The following is a 19,154-nucleotide window of genomic DNA, read 5'->3' as shown; positions in this document are numbered from 1 at the left end:
TTGATTTTTATTAATTTATTGTTATTAAAAATATTTTTTAATAAGGACAGAATAACATCAATCTAAAAAGAAACCCTTTCTAGCTTGGCTTTTGAGCATTTATTTATGGATAATACACAAGGTTATCCACAGGAATGGTGGATAACTCTATTCCCTCTATCTGTGATTAAAACTGATAAAAATACTTAATTTTTTTTACAAAAATTTTTTTATTTTTTAAAATTTTTTCATATTAATTTGAATTTTTTTATTCATATTTGTGATATTAACTGTCTTGCTTATTAGATTAATAAAGACTACCCGGTTTATTCATTAAAATCACGTTTTAATATTATTCATTTAATAAACAAATATTGAGATAATCAGCAAGATGATTTTTTTTTGTATCCTTCAAATCAATAGGAAGGTAAGGGATCACACCTAATAATGGCGATGCTAATCTTTTTTCCAAGCTTGAGAGATATTCTTCCTGGCGATCCATAGCGGGGGAAAGTGTGTTGGCTATCCAGCCCGCTAATGGAAGATTCGCTTGACGAATGGCCTGATCTGTAAGGAGCGCGTGATTAAGGCAGCCCAGTTTTAACGCCACCACCATGATCACTTTTAACTTTTCTTTTTGAACCCAGTCTGCAAAGGTGATGCTGTCCGATAGAGGCGTGAACCAACCGCCCGCTCCTTCAATGCATATCCAATCGGCTGAACGTTCTAATTGCCTCAATCCCTGAGATAAGTCAGAGAGGGTGATTTTTTTTCTTTCTGATCGGCTGGCAATATGAGGAGCTGTAGCCTCTAAAAAGGTGATGGGGTTGACCTGTTCATACGTAAATTTTTGAGTGCTATAGGCTTGCAAAAATATCGCGTCTTGATTTCTGAGTCCCTCTGGCGTCATTTGGCTTCCTGAAGCGACTGGTTTATATCCCGCGGTAAGATGGCCTTGTTGAGCCGCGGCTTGCAATAATGCGCAGCTGGCAAAGGTTTTACCCACATGTGTATCTGTCCCGGTTATAAACCAAGACTTAATCACGATAAATAATCCCATACACTAATTGATAACTGAGCGGATACTCTCCGAACTTGACAGGATAAGCGTTTTTCAGTTTTTGGATGCGTGCACGACTGCTTAAGCCCACTTTACGCCCTCGATGTAAATGAGTCGCCCCAACACCTCTTAAAGACTGTATGAGTGATCTCAGATCAGGAAAACACACTTTAGATAAGCACATTTTTAATTCAGAGTGATAAGGAGTACAGATCTGCTGGATTTCCTCGAAGGATAAAAAACGATTAATATGTGGTTCCTCATCCACCTTTTGCCAGGCTTGAGCAAGTTCTTTAAGGGAACCCATGGCCAGAGTTGAAAATAAAATCACGCCCCCAGATCGAGTCACTCGATGAAATTCTGCTAAAACTACTTTTAAATCATCACACCATTGAATCGCCATATTACTAAAACACAGATCTATTTTTTGATCTAAAATAGGCAGATGTTCAATATCTGCTAATAAATAAGCCTGTGCCGCTGATTTTTTCTTCGCTTTTTTCAACATCTCAAGAGACAAATCCAGTGACAATACCCTGTTTCCCTTTTGGCGCCAAAATTGACTGAAATATCCTGTACCGCAACCCGCATCAAGCACCCAAGACTTTTTAATATCTCCGGTCATCTGTAACAAACGAAAGCCCACCTCTTTTTGCAATGAAGCGGCTTGCTCATAGCTATGAGCAGCTCGGCTGAAGGCTGAAGCAATAGCGGTTTTATTAACCGATTCAATGAAAAAATTTTTTGAGATCATAATAAAACCAAGTGAACTCCTTCCAATAACCGATCAATATCATCAAATTCCTGTGCTGCAGTGATCGTAATACGCAGTCTTTCTGTCCCCTTCGGCACTGTAGGAGGGCGTATTGCAGGCACCCATAGCCCATAATCACGTAATTTCAGTGCCACTTCTTGTATTGATGGTCGATGTTTAAAAAAAATGGGTTGAATGGCAGAATCGCTACAAGTGCTCAATAGATTCCTGAAACCCTGCATTCCCTGGCGAAATCGCACAATATTTGCTTGAAGCTGTTGACGCAAATGATTCCCTTCTCGCACGCATTTTAACGCCACCGACAACGCGTAAGCCTGAGCTGGCGGCATCGCCGTACTGTAGATTAAATGTCGTGAAAATTGTAAGAAGTACTGTGCAAGATCTTCTGAGCACAAAATCGCAGCACCACTTAAACCAAAGGCTTTTCCAAAAGTGACCACCAGCAGTTCCGGTTTGACTCCCTCTTGCCAGCAACTCCCTCTCCCTTCTACGCCTTTTACGCCTATACCATGCGCATCGTCTACTAATAATAGGGCACCCGCCGCGCTACTGTGTTGATGTAAGAGGCCCAGAGACGCTGAATCTCCGTCCATACTAAACAGACCCTCGGTGATCACTAAGGTCTCTCCAGAGCAAGGCTTTTTTAAGTGTTTTTGTAATGAATCGATTTGATTATGCTCAAAGCGAAAAAATCGAGTAGCGGAATAGAGCATTCCTTCCAGTAAAGAAGCATGGCTCAAACGATCCGCCAAAACCCGATCGCCTGGCTCCAACAGCGCAGCCAATAAAGCTTGATTGGCACTATAGCCAGAAGTAAACAACAGTGCGCGCGGGTAACCCAGCCAGTCTGAGAGAGTTTCTTCAAACACAGCATGAGGCTTTGTATATCCTGTAATATGCCCCGATCCGCCACTGCCGACGCCATACTGTTCTGCTCCTTTTTGCCAAGCTTTGATCACTTCTTTATTCTGGCTGAGCCCCAAATAATCATTGCTTGAAAAATTGAGATAGCGCCGATCGTTGATCTGTAACCACCGACCTGTACCGGTTTGATTAACGAACCGAGTGCGATAAAGCCCCTGATACCGCCTTTTTTGTAAGGCCTGATCTATTTTTTTCAGCCAGCTCATTTAAATGGCTGCATTATAAAAAAAAGAAGAGGCATCTTCTTTTTGCTCAACTTCCTGGTTTTGTGCAAAAAGAGACGAGTTTTCTGAGAGGGTGTTGACGAAAATTTTTTCAGGCGGAGCGGTTTTTACTTGAGTCCATTGTGGATTTAATCCTAGTTGACGAAACAACTGTACATCCTTGTCTTCCGATGGATTTGACGTGGTCAGCAATTTACTGCCATAAAAAATCGAATTGGCGCCGGCCATAAAACACAGGGCTTGTGTTTGTTCGTTCATTTTTTCTCTGCCTGCAGAGAGACGAACATAAGAAGCAGGCATCATAATACGCGCAACCGCGATGGTCCGTATAAAATCAAACACATCCAAATCTTCTTTATGCTCAAAAGGGGTTCCCTTCACCTTGACCAGCATATTAATAGGGATACTTTCAGGCGGAGGCGATAAATTTGCGAGCTGTACCAACAAACCGGCGCGGTCTTTGGGGCTTTCTCCCATCCCAATAATCCCTCCAGAACACACTTTAATCCCTGCTTGACGGACTTCATCCAAGGTATCGAGACGCTCTTGATAGGTACGGGTTGTGATCACACTCGAATAAAATTCAGGAGAAGTATCTAAATTATGATTGTAGTAATCCAAACCGGCGTTCGCGAGGCGATCTGCCTGGGTTTTGTCCAAGGTTCCAAGTGTCATACAGGTTTCCATCCCCATGGCTTTCACCCCTTTCACCATCTGTTCTAGATAGGGCATATCCCTGGGATGAGGATTTTTCCAGGCCGCACCCATACAAAAACGAGTCGCCCCTGCGGCTTTAGCTTGACGCGCTGAAGCCAGAACCTGTTCCACCTGCATTAATTTTTCGCTTTTAAGACCCGTGCGATAACGCGCACTTTGCGGACAATATTTACAATCTTCAGGGCAGGCACCGGTTTTTATAGATAATAAAGTGCTAATTTGTACCTGCTGGGGATCAAAATGTTGACGATGAATCTGCTGGGCAGTGAATAAAAGCTCAAGCAGGGGTTGCTCAAAAAACGCCTGAGCTTTTTGCAAGGTCCATGTTACCTGTTTTGGCATCTGGCTTCTCCAAAAGAAATAATAGAAAAAGTCTGAGCAGTTTAATTGACATCTGACCAGTTTGCGACGTGAAAGTGGGCTCCTGTAAAATAAAAAGGATTGGTTAAAGAAAAAACAACTCGATCATGAAATATTCCCAAACTGGAGGCGATTAAGTTGAGCATAAGCGCCTTTTTGAGCCAGCAATTCAAAATGTCGCCCTCGTTCAATAATACAACCATTTTCTATCACCAAAATTTCATCTGCCTTCTCAATCGTTGATAACCGATGAGCAATCACTAACGAAGTCCGATTTTTTTTTAATTGTTCCAAGGCTTCTTGAATAATTCCTTCTGACTCTGTATCTAGCGCTGAAGTGGCTTCATCAAGAATCAAGATGGGGCAATCACGTAATACCGCTCGTGCGATCGCGATGCGCTGACGCTCTCCTCCTGACAACATAACCCCGTTTTCTCCAATAAGAGTATGGAGTCCTCGATCCATTTTTTTAATAAAATCAATAGCATGAGATACACGTGCAGCTTTTTCTATTTCTTCATCACTGTAGTGTTCATTAAAAGGGTAAGTAATATTATTTGCTACCGTATCATTAAAAAGATGAATATTTTGAGACACTAATGCAATCTGATTACGTAAAGACCTCAGCTTATAATCACGCAAATCACAACCGTCTACTAAAATATGACCAGAACTGACATCGTAAAAACGAGTTAATAGGTTAGCAATAGTGGATTTACCTGAACCAGAGCGACCTACTAAAGCCACCATTTTCCCGGATTCAAGATGTAGATTGATGTCAATAAGGGTCGGGGTATTTTTCCCCGGATAATAAAAAGTGACATTACGAAATTCAATTTCACCTTTTGATCGTTTGATTTCTAATGTTCCTGAATCTTGCTCTTGTTGCATATCCAAAATGGAAAATAGAGTTTGACAGGCGGCCATGCCTTTCTGGAATTGAGCATTCACATTCGTTAAAGATTTCAGAGGACGCATTAAAGCTATCATGGAGGAAAAAACCACGGTAATGGTACCCGCTGTTAAGGTTTCCATTATTGAAGGAAAACTCGCTGCATATAAGACGAACGCCAACGCAAAAGAAGCAATTAACTGAATGATAGGATCAGAGATGGATGAAGCTGAAACCATTTTCATGCCTTGTTGTCTCATATCATTGCTAACCTGATTAAATCGCTCTCTTTCCGTTTTTTGGCCACCGAAGATCAACACTTCTTTGTGCCCCTTAAGCATTTGTTCTGCAGTAGCAGTGACTTGACCCATCGTATTTTGCATATCTTTGCTGATGTTTCTAAAACGTTTAGATACTATTCGTATGATGATTGAAACAATAGGGGCAATAACAATAAGGATCACTGATAATTGCCAGCTGTAATAAAACATCATGACAAATAGACCAGTAATAGAGGCCCCTTCTCTCACCAGGGTAATTAAAGCACTGGAAGCAGAAGAGGCGACCTGTTCTGAATCATAAGTAATCCTAGACAATAAAGTGCCAATAGACTGCTGATCAAAAAATGTGACTGGCATGGCCATCATATGGCTAAATAAACGGCGCCTGATATTCATGACGACTTTTCCTGATACCCAGGAAATACAATAATTTGAAATAAAGCTTGTCGTGCCACGCATAAACATTAAAGCAATAATCATCAATGGCATCCAAGTCATTATTGTACTATTCGTTTTACCAAACCCATCATCTAATAAAGGCTTTAGCAATGACAACATAAAAGTATCACAGCCCGCATTAACAATTAATGCGACAACGGCAACGATTAAACCCATTTTAAAAGGATTTATGGTTGGCCAAAGGCGACGAAAGGTTTGCCACGTAGAGAGATCTTGATCAGTTATCATTAAAATATCCAAAGCTTATTGATGTTTGAAAACACCAAGTGGTTGATGATACCAACGAGGCATGAATTCTTCGCGATAACCCCGAATTTTCCACGTTTTATCAAAAAAAAACACGGTCAATTGCCCAAAAACAGAAGTGTCTCGCCATAAAATATGATTTTTTTGATAACGTTTGATTATTTTTTGTGCTGGTAAATGCCACTGATTATAACGAGAGACCGAAGCGAAAGCGAAAGTAGGCTTCACTGCCCTTAAAAAAGGTGAGGTGGATGACGTTTTACTACCATGATGAGGTACTTGTAAAAAAGTAGAGGCCAATTTATGGCCCGCTTGTTGAATGAGTTGATATTCACCCTTAGCTTCTAAATCACCGCTGAGCAATAAACTATGTCGACCATCGTCAATCCGAATGACACAGGAATCGTTATTCTTAGCGTTTTTTTCGCGTTTTTTAGGCCAAAATACTTCAAAATTGAGCTCTTGCCATTCCCATTGATTGCCCTCGCTACAAACTGAAAAAGTGATCAAATCTGATTTTTTTAAGGGATTAAAAGGGGCGGTGACCTTTGCTTTTGGGAAAAATTTTAACAGTTCATATAAGCCGCCTATATGGTCATTATGATCGTGACTGAGAATAATATGTTCAAGTTCCAGTCCACGCCAGTTAAAATAAGGCAATATCACTGAAGATGCCATACTGCCTGTCTTCCAACGCACTCCAGTATCAAATATGGTGGCTTTTCCTCCACGCTCAATCACCACCGCTAAACCATGGCCAACATCCAGCATATCTACCCGCCATTTGTATCTTTTATATTCAGAGCGTTCAGTAAATATCCATAAAAGAATACAAAATATAACAACTGATATGATGTGGTGACTCCTCCAAAATTGAAAACGCCAAATAATGACAGCCAACCAACCACTGTAACTGATGAGTTGCCCTGCTTTGCTGATGGATAACCAGCCCTTAGATAAAAATAATAAAGGAGAAAAAACAAGGCCGATAGAAAAATCCGCTAAAAACCAAAAAATTGAAGCAATAAAAGGGATAAAGGTAGTTAAAAATGCTAATAAGATGGCAGGGATCGTGATAAACGAAATGATAGGGACAGCCCATAAATTCGCTATCAAAGAAGACAGGCTGATGCCGTGAAATAATGCCACTTGAATAGGCAGGAGCAGTAACATCATACCTAATTGTAAATGAAGCCATTTCATTAATAATTGCCGCAGCCATTGGTACCAGGTACGATTTTCAGACAATCTTAAAGGGACCCACTGATACCAAAAAATCAGAGCGGCTACTGCAAAACAAGATAACCAAAAGCTATCTGACAAAATGGCCAAAGGATCAATGATCAAAATCAAACTCACAGTCCATAACCAGACTTGCCATGCCGTACATTTTTTTCTAAAGACGCGTAACAGTAGCCACAATGTTAATGCCAGCATCGCCCTTAATGTGGGGGCACTGGCCCCGGCGAGCCACATATAAAATAAGGCTGAACACCATGACATCATGAGTGGGAAGCCTTGCCGTATCCAGGTTATAGGGAAGAAAAACTGTAAGGCTCGTGCAAATAAAGCACCAAAAAGAGCCGCCATGGCAATATGCATACCCGAAATAGCGATAAGATGCGCGGTGCCAGTTTTTTTCAATTGTTCCCAATCATTTTTATTCAGTAATTTTCGCTCACCAAAAGCCAATGCGATCAGAATACGGACGTAATCATAAATATTGATACTGTTTTTCACACCGCTGATCATTTTTTGTCGCATATCACATTGCAGATCAATAGGTTTAGCAGAGATTAATTTTCCGGATAAAGGTTGTTTATTGGCCACAGCCCAACGTTGACTATCGAACCCCCCTTCATTAAGAGTGCTGTGTATTGCGCGCATTCGAACTTTAAGTTGCCATTTTTGGCCTGAGCAAAACGACGGCAAGTGGTCATTCCAAATGACAGATACAAAAATCGGAGGAAATAAATACTTCCCTTCTAATTTGTGAATACGTAATAAAACTCTTGGCTTTTCATTTTTTTGATGGTGTTTTTGCAATTGCACGCTTTTAACTATTGCAACGATATTTTTCTGACCTTGAGTGAGAAAATCCACCTGTGTTAATAACGTTTTGGCATGCAAACATCCCCACAAAAAACTGATGCTCACGAGAGCCAAAAAATGACAGGTTAAATTTTTTGTTATATTCAGCAATAAAAACAATATTAAAAAATAAAACAATAATTTTTGTTCAGGTAATTTTGGTAAAAAAATAAGAGGACAAATACCTAAAATAATGGCAAAGGCCGCTTTATCTATGGATAAATTAATAATCTCTCTCGCTTTTTTAATGATGGTATATCCAAAAACCTGGAGCGGCTTCCATTGATTTTGATTAATGAAATAAATATTCATCCATATGTTTTATTTAAATTTTAATAAAATTTTTTTAATCAGACTCAATAAAACCCCGCTCTAATGACAGAATTTTTTATAACAAAAAGACTATCTACTGATTAAAAAATAATTTCTACTTAATGATTAAAATATTGAGATCGAGATCGAATTTTATTTTTTAATTTTACAAAAAATAAAAAAAATGGGTATGTTGATCGCAAAAATCGCAATTTGAATGAGGTTGTTTACATATAAGCAGATTTTTTTGGGCTCTCTTTTTTTATTATTTTTAATTTTTAACTCATCGTCATTAAATAAGTATTACCTCCTGCTGCAGTGGTGTTAATACTCAAAGAACGCTCAATGACAAGCCTTTCTAATTGAATCTGTGGGTCTCCTTGATATAAGCCTTGAACAGAAACGATAGGGCCTGATCTTTTGGCCAACTGTTGACACAAAACAGTCAGTGTCTCGTGATCTCCATGATAGATAACCGCATCAAAAAACAGGCTATCAGAGGACCAGTCGTTATTGTCAGCAAAGCTGATACGCTGTTGGACCAAGGGCGGCAGCCTCGCAAACAATTGAGTTTGGAGATTTTTTTTCGGCCAGATCACTTGGCTTCCAACGACTAAAACAGCAGTGAGCTGAATGTAAGCATCTTTTTCGTCATCTGCTAAACAGAGTACTTTTTCACGAGGACAGAGTTGATAAGTGTTAGATTCCCCAGTAGGACCAGACAAAAGAAAAGCCTGACCCGATACTGTATATTTCATATACTCTTGAGCGAGCTCTAATAATTCTGATTTGTCTTGTTCTCGCAACCATTCTTTAAAAGCCTCTTGAGCGTTTAGCCTTGTTTTATCTTGATCCACATCCGATATTTGCTCCTTTGTTTGTTGAAGCAGAGTCTGATTTAAGGCTTTATTGGAACGAGACGCCAACAACCGATATAGATAAAGTGGGCCCCCAGCCTTAGGCCCCGTCCCAGAAAGGCCTTCGCCCCCAAAAGGTTGTACCCCTACCACAGCGCCGACCATATTTCTATTCACGTAAATATTTCCTACTTTTGCACGGGCCGTTATTTCAGAAATGGTTTCATCAATACGACTTTGGATGCCTAATGTTAAGCCATAACCTGTGGCATTGATTTTATCCACCATAGTAATGAGATCCGTGCGTTTAAAACGAACCACGTGGAGCACAGGCCCAAAAATTTCTTTTTGTAATTCGTCAAACGTGTCGAGTTCAATTAAAGTTGGCTTGATGAAATACCCCTTCGAATCCGTGTTTTTATCTAACTTATTCAAATGAGCGGCCTGATAAACGGTTCGCCCTTTTTCTTTCATCGCTTGAATATGACCTTCAATCATCTCTTTTGCCTGGGCATCTATCACAGGCCCTATATCGGTGGAAAAATGCTCAGGGTTTCCCACACGATACGCGGCCATCGCTCCCCGCAACATATGTAACGTTTTATGAGCAATGTCCTCTTGAAGGCAAAGAATACGCAAGCCGGAACAACGTTGACCGGCACTATCAAAAGCCGATTTCATCACATCCGTGACCACCTGTTCCGTTAAGGCCGAAGAATCCACGATCATGGCATTTAATCCACCTGTTTCAGCAATAAAAGGAATGGGATGGTTCTTTTTATTCAAACGTTCTGAAAGATGGTTTTGTATCAAACGAGCCACTGAGGTCGAGCCTGTGAACATCACGCCCGCCACACGCGGATCCTTCACCAATAAGCTCCCGATAGATTCGCCCGCCCCTGGTAATAATTGCAATGCTTTTCGAGGAACCCCAGCTTCAAAAAGAATACGAACGACTTCAGTGGCGATCAGAGGCGTTTGCTCTGCGGGCTTTGCTAACACACAATTACCTGAAGCCAGGGCGGCGGCTACCTGCCCTGTAAAAATGGCCAGCGGAAAATTCCAAGGGCTAATACAGACAACAGGCCCCAAAGGGATTTCCGTTTTATTGGAAAAATGTTGCTCGACAATCACAGCGTAATAACGTAAAAAATCAACGGCTTCACGAATTTCGTTGATGGCGTTTTCAAGGGTTTTACCCGTTTCGCGTATTAACAACTCAAGCAAGCTGTCTTTTTCGCTTTCCATAGCATCTGCGGCTTTTAACAAAAAGCCTGCTCGTTCAGCAGGCGGAGTTTCAGCCCATTCTGCTTGTGTAGTACAAGCAAAATGTAAAGCCCGAATGGCTTCACTTGACGTGGCTTCTCTGACATAACCGACAAGATCCTCTGTATTGGCTGGATTAAAGATTTTTTTTTCAACCCCTCCTTTTCCTGGCTCTAACCCTATTATCGGATAAGCGCTTTTCACCTTTTTGGCACTGGCGAATAATCCTTCAGAAATAGAGGCTAATACCTGTTCATCAGATAAATCGACGCCACAAGCATTGGCACGTTTTTTATCACAAAAAGTGTCATGATATAGATCTCGAGGAAGAGGGATCATTGGGTTCATCAACCCTAACGTTCCTTCCGAAGCCGCTTTTTTTTCTACCCATTCAACGGGATCTTGTATCAGCTGCTCTAAAGGTATGTTTAAATCCGCAATACGATTCACAAAAGAAGTATTGGCACCATTTTCCAATAAGCGGCGGACCAGGTACGCCAATAATGTTTTGTGACTCCCCACTGGGGCATAAATACGACAAGGCCGATTGAGTCCACCTTCTGACACAGCCCCAACCACGTGTTGATAAAGGGGTTCTCCCATGCCATTTAAACACTGAAATTCATATTGTTCAGGCGCATAGTTTTCCCCTCCAGCTAAATAATAAATGGAGGCCAAAGTATAGGCATTATGAGTGGCAAACTGAGGGTAAATAAGCTCAGGGAAAGCCAATAACTTACGAGCACAGGCTAAATATGAAATATCGGTATGAGGTTTTCGTGTATAAACAGGATAATCGCTTAGCCCCTCGACCTGAGCATGTTTTATTTCTCTATCCCAATATGCCCCTTTGACCAAGCGAATCATCAAACGATGTTCGCTGCGTTTTGCCAAATCAATCAGAGCATCAATCACAAAGGGGCAACGCTTTTGATAGGATTGGATCACGAAACCAATGCCACTCCAACCTTTTAAATCTGGCTCAAAACATAATTTTTCCAAAAAACTCAGCGAGATGGGCAATCGTTCTGTTTCTTCTGCATCAATATTAATACCGATGTTATAACGCCGTGCTTTTTGTGCTAATGATAATAAACGGGGATAAAGCTCCTCCACCAGCACCTTATATTGCGAACGAGTATAACGAGGATGCAAAGCGGATAATTTTATAGATATTCCAGGACTTTCATAAACTCCCCTGTGCTTAGAAGCGGCGCCTATGACATCAATGGCGTTGTGATAGGTCATCCAATAAGCCTTAGCATCTTCTTCTGTGAGCGCGGCTTCCCCCAACATGTCATACGAATAGAGAAATCCTTTATTTTCATATTTTTTGGATTTTTTCAGCGCTTTTTCGATGGTTTCACCCGTGACAAACTGTTCTCCCATCAAACGGATGGACACATTTAATGCTTTACGAATCACAGGCTCCCCGCTTTTTTTAATCACACGACTGAGCGCATTTTTAAGGGTGAGCTCTGATGAGACAGAATATTGTCTGACGAAACGACGGCTCAGTAATAAACCCCAAGCACTTGCATTCACAAAAATAGAACGGCTACGACCCAAATGATCTTCCCACTCCCCTTGAGTGATTTTATCTCTGATCAGCAGATCGCGAGTTTTTTTATCAGGGATCCGCAATAGGGCCTCTGCCAAACACATCAGTGCGATGCCTTCTCGAGACGATAAAGAAAATTCCTGTAATAAATTTTGGACGATGCCTGAAAAAAGACGGTCATTTTTGTTTTCACGTAAATTTTTACAAAGCCTATAGGCCAAATTTTGGGTTGCTTGAGCCAAATCAGGCGTCAATCGCGCATCTTCAAGCCACTCACGAATTGCGTCAGATTCTGGACGACGATAAGCCAGATTCATGGCTGTTTGTAAATCGGATGGTGTGTAAAGCGGATCGTAAAAATAAGAAAAAGGCGCGTGAATAGGCTCTGTAGATTCGATATCGCTGATATTTTTATGCATTTGTGATTCCCATTTTTATTTTTTTGAAGAAATAACGATGATATAGATCCTATCTTAAACATTTTATATATATATATTATTTCGTCTTGCCAAGTCATTCATCTGGCTTGATCGTAAGAATGGATGATATAAAGGCATTCCTACAAACATACCTACCCGCCTCAACGACATCCAGATGTCACTCTGGACTATTTATTACATTATGGAGATTTTGTATGACAATAAGCACGCCAATGCTAGTCATTTTTTTGATTTACATTTTTGGGATGATTTTTATTGGATTCATCGCATATAAAGCCACTCATAGCTTTAATGACTATATTTTAGGGGGGCGTCGTTTAGGAAGCTTGGTGACGGCTTTATCAGCAGGCGCTTCAGACATGAGCGGTTGGTTATTAATGGGCTTGCCAGGGGCTATTTTTCTTTATGGTATTTCAAGTAGCTGGATTGCTGTGGGTTTAATTATTGGCGCTTATCTTAATTGGTTATTCGTAGCGGGACGTTTACGTGTACACACAGAGGTCAACAAAGATTCTCTCACCCTACCTAATTATTTTTCTAATCGATTTAATGATCAAAGCAAGCTTCTACGAGTGATATCCGCGTTTGTTATTTTGGTTTTTTTTACTATTTATTGTGCATCAGGAATAGTGGCCAGTGCTCGTCTTCTGGAAACCACCTTTGAGATGCCGTATTCAACTGCGCTGTGGTTAGGTGCTGCCGCGACGATTGCCTATACTTTTATTGGTGGTTTTTTGGCCATCAGTTGGACGGATAGCGTTCAGGCGACGTTAATGATTTTTGCTTTAATTTTGACGCCCATCATGGTGATGTTATCAGTTGGAGGCTTTGATGCTTCCATCGCCATGATAAAAGCGAAAAATGCCGCGAATTTGAACATGTTTGAGGGGCTCAATGGTATTGGGATTATTTCTTTTCTTGGTTGGGGCTTGGGATATTTTGGCCAACCTCATATCCTGGCTCGCTTTATGGCCGCCGATTCCCATCACACGATTCACAGAGCGCGTCGTATTAGTATCACGTGGATGATCTTGTGTTTGACGGGTGCCATCGGAGTGGGCTTGTTTGGGATTGCTTACTTTTCACAGCATCCAGAAAATGCCATAGGCGTATCACAAAATTCAGAGCGTGTATTTATTGAATTAACGAAATTACTCTTTAATCCCTGGATAGCGGGTATTTTATTATCCGCGGTCCTTTCTGCCGTCATGAGCAGCCTGAGCTGCCAATTATTAGTGTGCTCCAGTGCGATAACTGAAGATTTGTATAAACCTTTTTTCCGTCAAAATGCCAGCCAAAAAGAACTGATATGGGTAGGGCGTTCTATGGTGTTGCTGGTTGCCTTAGTGGCCGTCAGCCTTGCATCTGATCCTGACAACCGCGTTCTCAGTTTAGTCAGCTATGCCTGGGCTGGTTTTGGAGCCGCGTTTGGGCCGGTAATACTCATTTCTGTCTTTTGGAAGAATATGACACGCAATGGGGCGTTAACAGGGATGCTGGTGGGCGCGGCCACCGTTATCATCTGGAAGCAAGGCGCATGGTTTGGTTTATATGAAATTATTCCAGGTTTTTTATTTTCTTCTATCACGATCTACTTCGTCAGTTTATACGGCAAAAAACCGCATCAAAAAATCCTGGATCGCTTTGAAAAATCAGAAACACAATTTAAAGTGACAGAGTAATGATTCCATTGACACAGCAAATGTTCTCATCGCGTTTCGGGGTATTTGACTCCTCCGACGATTTATTGGAAATGATTTTCAGTCCAACGATAAAGATCTTTGACTGTGTTAATGTGCATAAAGTCTTTTTCTGTCATTTCAATTTTAAATTTTTCACTGATCATAATGACCATATCGATGAGCGCCACAGAATCCGCATACAAATCATCCACCAGGTGTTTTTCAGGTGTAATATCTTCCTCATTGCAACCCAGGCAATCGATTAATATGTCACGAATCCTCGCTTCTCGCCTCATTTGATGAGTCGTGTTTTGCTCTTTGTTTAATGTATCACCATCAGGAAACGAACTATTCATATTGATTGTCACCGATGCCCCATTCTTCGTTGTCAAAAGTCGCCGAGCTGCCTACATTAAACATCTGTTGCTGCCAAGGCATAATAAAAGTATTCATAATCAATTTTTCTAAATTTTCGTCATACTTCAATGCTCTTTCTGCGGCTTTTTTTCTTGTTTCAATTGTGTCATCGGGAACCACATTTTTTTCAAATTTTTCTGCCAGCATATTGATTCTTTCATCTGTGGTTGTCTTAATGTTGTTTGTTTCATGAATCTTAGCCTGACGTTTTTCATATTTTTTAAAGATATGCAGAAATTCGCCATACCTTGCTGAGTGCGTCTCTCCAGGTGTCACATTCTTTGATAACTCTTCTCTGAGTTCTCTGACCATGTTATCCAAAATGACATAAGGTTTTTCTTCTTTATCAGAGACATCCACTTTGGGATGACTTGAATTTCCGGTTATGGGAGTGGTCATGGTTTTAGCTCATCAGCCTCATTTTGTGTGCCTTGCTCAGGCAAGTGGGTTTTAAAATAGTCAAAAAGTTGTTCCAAACTGCCCTGCGAAAGTTGACGGCACGCTTTCATCGTATCCTGAGTTAACAATAACCGTTTGACGGCCAGCTCCATAAATTCTTCAGGAATGAATTCCGCAATCTGATCTTGATATTTAATGACGAATCGGGAAGCAGGGTGATATTCAATTTTGATGGGATGATTCCATTTTTCATTCAAAAAATGTAATAAATCCGCATGTTTTTTTTTCGATTTTTCTGGAAAAATCAAATGCAAGACAGACTGGGAGCCTTCGTTTTGTGAAGGCAATGTATTTAACCATTCATCCAGTAAAACGATTAAAATATCAGGATGATCCAGAGCGGTAGAGAAAATTTGTCGAGCATGATCTTCTAAATCAAGATTTAATTGATGCATTAAATTTTTAGTATTATTCATATACCCTACTATATGCTTAATAGCGCTCATAACCCCTTGCTGATAGCCGTCCATATAAGCTTGTTTCTGTATTTTTTCTGCATCTTCTTCTGCCTGTCGAATGATTTTTTTTGCATTTCGATATGCTTCATTCAAAATATTTTTGGCGCGCTTATGCTGCTGGATCTGAGCATAAGTCAGTAATACGCCTTCACGCGCCGATAAAGGCGAGAGATTGGGGATTTTTTTTGACATGTTGAATGGCCAAATTGATAAATAATAAGTTAGGGGATATTTTTCGATCAAAATCCAAAACAGCGTTCATAGAAAAAGGGAATAAAAAAGGCATTCTTTGTGATATTGCTCCAGGCAATTCCTTCTCCCATAAACTTAATTCTTTCGCACCGTAAGCCAATAACTGCAAAAAATTCATCTTCTGGTTAAATTGATAAGGCAATGCCTCGACCATTTCAAGTTTTGCAAATTGCTGAACCCATAATGGTAAACGCAATAACATGCCTTTTTTCAGTAAAATAGTGCGATGCCTCTGGCAAGCCATAATAAAAGCAATTTGAGGCAGGTAGAACCAATGAGTTAACCATTTTTCTGCCACACTGGTATTTTTAATCACCGGGCGTTTCACCTCTAATTCATATTGTTCGATTAATAAATCATTCCATATCGATTTGGATGAAGGCCTATTAAATCTCGCAGGCAAATGAAACCAGGTGTGATGAAAATAGGATACCGGATCAAATAACACTTTATCCAATGCAGTGATCTTCAACATCTATTTTTTATTTCCCTTACTTTTAGAGACAAAATTTTCTATCTTTTCTCTTAAGAAGGAGAATTTTGTAAATAATAAAAAACTGCTTATCAAAAAAAGCAACGCCATCATCATATAAATCAAGCTGTAATTAACTTGAGCTGCTTTTTGAACGGGCGCCTGGTGCTGCATTGGGGCTTGTTCTGACAGAATCACTGAAATGTTTTCATAATCCAAATCATTGAAACTGTTTTTCAAAAAACGTTTGACATCCCCAATTAACAAGCTGGTATCCATCCCTTGATCGTGATTCACTAATGAAGATAGATGTATGGCCGGCGTTTTGCGACCCCCTTCTCCTGAATCAAGGTCATAGCTCACATGAACCCTGGCTGTCACAATGCCCCTCATGCTTTGTAATGATTGTTCAAGCCGCTGTTCTATGCCCGAGTATAAACGGGCTTTCTCTTGTCGAGGAGAGGAAATCAAAGAATCGCCAGGAAACATTTGAGAAATTTCGACTCTCGGTTTAGAAGGTAAATTATAGGTTTTAATTAAACCTACCGCAGCGACAAAATCCTCAGGGTTCACACTGATGCTATACCCCTCTTTGAGTTGGTCTGTTTTTTGAGCGGGAATATTATGACGCAATAATAATGCAGAAACCTCATTGGCTTGTTGTTGATCTAGCCCTTTGAGCAAATTCTGCTCTTTACAGCCGACTAAAAGCCCTATAAAGCAAAAACAAATCACGAAACGTATTCTCTTCATCATGCTCTTAACACCGTCTCAATCGCACTGGTTGCCTTTCTAACCAGCGTCGATAATGCACTCAGCTCGATATTATGTTTTGATAAATCTTCTTGATCTCTGATCGACAGTTTGGGATCCATCAATCTATTTAAATCCGTTAAACGGCTCTTGAGGTCCATTTTTTGATCAGCCAATTCGACCATCGATTCAGCATAGTTGTGGATGAGCCTATCTTCCAGAGAGACCACGCTTGGTGTGCTTTCTGTGACACTCAGCGCCTCTGACGCTATTTTTCTAATATGGGCTATATTTTGCATGCATCATTTCTCTTTATTTAAAATAAAAAAGGGAGTATCTAAATAAAATATTGTTTATTGACTAACGGAAGTTATTAATAATCGCCATCGCATTGTCAGTGAATTTTTTGATGGCGTTGGTTTGTGCATTGATCATCATTTGAAGCGCACTCAGGCTTCTTTGCACGTTTGATAAAGCCACGGGATTAGAAGGGGCTTTCTCCAAGTCATCTAAGTGTTTTTTATATTGAGCTTCCGAAGTTATAATTTTTTGAGCAAAGGCATCTGTGTGTGCTTTTATATATGTGTCTCCTTGTGTGTCTGCAGTCATTGCACTCAGAGTCTTTATTACTTCCGGATCGTTCCTCAAATCTTCACTGTTTCTGCTTAAATCGATTGTGACTGTATTGCCTGACATATTATTTTCCTTACTATTCATTTATTGTTTGGTTATCAAGGTTTAGGGAAGTACCAGTAACCAGGAGACACCTTGACATAACTCCCCTGATGACCATATTTCAATGATTTGCCTTTCAGCCAATCGTCTTTTAACTCAATAGAAAATTGCACATATTGTTGGCCCCAGGCTTTGTTGTAATTGATGACAAAACGGCGAAGCTGTTGTATATGGCCATCTTCTAAAGCCCCTTTAATCACAAAGGTGACGCTGTTACCGTGATCTTGTCTGATATAAGGGACCGAGATTTTTTGAATACCTGCCTCTGCTTGAGACGCCACTTCTTGATCACTGATATCAATGATTTTGATCTCTTTTGCATAAGGCATTTGTTCTTTTAAACTTTGCATTAAATTCAAACTTTTTTGAGCATCTAAAACGGTGCGTTCCTGACTGATCAATAACACCGGCACTAAAGGTGTTTCTATTTTTACCCTGTGATATTTCACCCAAGACCAATTTTCTGATAACCAGGCGGCCACTCGTTTTTCTTCATCCTGTAAATTGATCACCCGAATGGGGTTTTTAATATCCGCCCGTGTTAAAGATTGTTTGGCCCAGGTCGCTTCTTTTTCATTTTTTGCAAAAACATACATCCAATGATCATGAGCCCCCAATATTTCATATTTCCCTTGATAATCGCCAAGCACATAAGAAATTTGACTGATTTCTTTGGTTTTCTCTTTTTCTTTTTTTTCTTCGTCTGTCGTTTTGAAATGAGACAGCATGAAAAAAATCAGCCCAACGACGAATCCGGATATCAACAATGTCATTAAAAGTCTCACGAATGATTTTTTAGACTGTTTCGATACAGCCATTTCTTTTTTCTTACCCGTTAGAATGGCTTCGTCCCATTCTGTATTGATGGCTTTAATCGCAAAATTTAATGTTTCTACAGAAACAATGTGATTAAAATCAATCGTTTTTTCTTTACTTGCATGATGAATAAATTCTCGTAATAAAATCTTATTGCTTGAATCAACTTCTATTTCGAATTGAAATTCTTCTACATCAAAAGGAATAAAAATCGTATTTTCAGGTAATTTCGCCTCATTTTCTTTTTTAAGAATGGCTTCTTCTTTACCTACCACAAATAATGTTTTACCCTTGCCTAATTCAAATTCATATCCTTTTAGAACTCCGTTTAGAAGGCGGATAATCATTTGAGGCTCTTGGATTTCTTGATTATTCTGTGTCTCTATCATTTTTATAAAAGCCTGTTTAAATTTTCAGAATCAATATTACGGATAAAGATTAACAATATTTTTATTGGCCATCATGATTAAAATATGATGAATTATTTTATTTTCATCAGTATTCAAAATAATAAAAAAATACATTAGTAAAAACATATTATTAAGAATTTTTAACGATATTCATCCATCATAAAAATGAAATAACTTTAAGTAACTTTACAAAAAAATAAAGGCAATAAAGTAATCAAAAATGAAATATCGAGAGAAATTAAAAGGAAAAACAGGC

The 19,154-nt window shown here is 39.8% G+C and carries 16 protein-coding genes; 1 reads left to right on the top strand and 15 read right to left on the bottom strand.

The annotated features are described in order from the left end of the window. Positions 1-331 precede the first annotated feature (331 nt). From bioD to putA, 7 genes are all read right to left on the bottom strand, one after another. Positions 332-1,039, bottom strand: coding sequence for a dethiobiotin synthase (gene bioD / locus AACL23_RS08915; protein WP_015873653.1), 708 nt, complete (start codon positions 1,037-1,039; stop codon positions 332-334). Further along, a complete protein-coding gene (gene bioC, locus AACL23_RS08910; protein ID WP_100096357.1) occupies positions 1,017-1,793 on the bottom strand; it encodes a malonyl-ACP O-methyltransferase BioC in 777 nt (258 codons plus the stop codon). Before bioC ends, bioD begins: the two co-directional genes overlap by 23 nt. Then, positions 1,790-2,944, bottom strand: coding sequence for an 8-amino-7-oxononanoate synthase (locus AACL23_RS08905; protein ID WP_100096356.1), 1,155 nt, complete (start codon positions 2,942-2,944; stop codon positions 1,790-1,792). Before AACL23_RS08905 ends, bioC begins: the two co-directional genes overlap by 4 nt. Then, on the bottom strand, positions 2,945-4,021 hold the full coding sequence (gene bioB / locus AACL23_RS08900) for a biotin synthase BioB (RefSeq protein ID WP_015873656.1): 1,077 nt from the start codon (positions 4,019-4,021) through the stop codon (positions 2,945-2,947). It abuts the gene before it with no gap. A gap of 123 nt (positions 4,022-4,144) precedes the next feature. Then, positions 4,145-5,899: a lipid A ABC transporter ATP-binding protein/permease MsbA gene (gene msbA / locus AACL23_RS08895; RefSeq protein WP_171967169.1), complete on the bottom strand. Its 1,755-nt coding sequence runs from the start codon at positions 5,897-5,899 to the stop codon at positions 4,145-4,147. A 15-nt stretch (positions 5,900-5,914) separates the two neighbouring features. Next, positions 5,915-8,320 carry a ComEC family protein gene (locus AACL23_RS08890; protein WP_339051254.1) on the bottom strand — a complete coding sequence of 802 codons (2,406 nt, stop codon included), beginning with the start codon at positions 8,318-8,320 and terminating at the stop codon, positions 5,915-5,917. Between the two features lie 278 nt (positions 8,321-8,598). Continuing rightward, positions 8,599-12,423, bottom strand: coding sequence for a trifunctional transcriptional regulator/proline dehydrogenase/L-glutamate gamma-semialdehyde dehydrogenase (putA, locus tag AACL23_RS08885; RefSeq protein WP_339051253.1), 3,825 nt, complete (start codon positions 12,421-12,423; stop codon positions 8,599-8,601). Positions 12,424-12,638: 215 nt separating this feature from the next. Between putA and putP the strand changes: the two genes are divergently transcribed. Next, positions 12,639-14,126, top strand: a complete 1,488-nt coding sequence (gene putP, locus AACL23_RS08880) for a sodium/proline symporter PutP (protein WP_015873663.1) — start codon at positions 12,639-12,641, stop codon at positions 14,124-14,126. 62 nt (positions 14,127-14,188) lie between these two features. Here the strand turns inward: putP and AACL23_RS08875 are convergent, their stop codons facing one another. The 8 genes from AACL23_RS08875 to AACL23_RS08840 all read right to left on the bottom strand — a co-directional run bounded on the left by AACL23_RS08875 (position 14,189) and on the right by AACL23_RS08840 (position 18,877). After that, a complete protein-coding gene (locus tag AACL23_RS08875; protein ID WP_015873664.1) occupies positions 14,189-14,482 on the bottom strand; it encodes an acyl carrier protein in 294 nt (97 codons plus the stop codon). Then, positions 14,475-14,942 carry a hypothetical protein gene (locus tag AACL23_RS08870; RefSeq protein WP_100096353.1) on the bottom strand — a complete coding sequence of 156 codons (468 nt, stop codon included), beginning with the start codon at positions 14,940-14,942 and terminating at the stop codon, positions 14,475-14,477. The genes AACL23_RS08875 and AACL23_RS08870 overlap by 8 nt, the downstream gene beginning before the upstream one ends. Then, positions 14,939-15,652, bottom strand: a complete 714-nt coding sequence (locus AACL23_RS08865) for an HrpE/YscL family type III secretion apparatus protein (protein ID WP_158530197.1) — start codon at positions 15,650-15,652, stop codon at positions 14,939-14,941. Before AACL23_RS08865 ends, AACL23_RS08870 begins: the two co-directional genes overlap by 4 nt. Further along, positions 15,609-16,187 (bottom strand): type III secretion apparatus protein OrgA/MxiK, encoded by a 579-nt coding sequence (locus tag AACL23_RS08860; RefSeq protein WP_015873668.1) that lies wholly within the window; start codon positions 16,185-16,187, stop codon positions 15,609-15,611. The genes AACL23_RS08865 and AACL23_RS08860 overlap by 44 nt, the downstream gene beginning before the upstream one ends. Further along, positions 16,188-16,940 carry an EscJ/YscJ/HrcJ family type III secretion inner membrane ring protein gene (locus AACL23_RS08855; protein WP_407079227.1) on the bottom strand — a complete coding sequence of 251 codons (753 nt, stop codon included), beginning with the start codon at positions 16,938-16,940 and terminating at the stop codon, positions 16,188-16,190. Continuing rightward, positions 16,937-17,236, bottom strand: coding sequence for a type III secretion system inner rod subunit SctI (sctI, locus tag AACL23_RS08850; RefSeq protein WP_100096351.1), 300 nt, complete (start codon positions 17,234-17,236; stop codon positions 16,937-16,939). Before sctI ends, AACL23_RS08855 begins: the two co-directional genes overlap by 4 nt. Before the next feature lie 61 nt (positions 17,237-17,297). After that, positions 17,298-17,633, bottom strand: a complete 336-nt coding sequence (locus AACL23_RS08845) for an EscF/YscF/HrpA family type III secretion system needle major subunit (RefSeq protein WP_158530923.1) — start codon at positions 17,631-17,633, stop codon at positions 17,298-17,300. Between the two features lie 35 nt (positions 17,634-17,668). Continuing rightward, positions 17,669-18,877, bottom strand: a complete 1,209-nt coding sequence (locus tag AACL23_RS08840; RefSeq protein WP_100096349.1) for a PrgH/EprH family type III secretion inner membrane ring protein — start codon at positions 18,875-18,877, stop codon at positions 17,669-17,671. Between the last annotated feature and the right edge of the window lie 277 nt (positions 18,878-19,154).

It is taken from the genome of Candidatus Williamhamiltonella endosymbiont of Tuberolachnus salignus (assembly GCF_964019775.1).
GTDB classification, from domain to species: domain Bacteria; phylum Pseudomonadota; class Gammaproteobacteria; order Enterobacterales; family Enterobacteriaceae; genus Hamiltonella; species Hamiltonella defendens.
The sequence above is the reverse complement of the archived record's forward strand: the minus strand, read 5'-3'. Positions and strand labels throughout refer to the sequence as shown.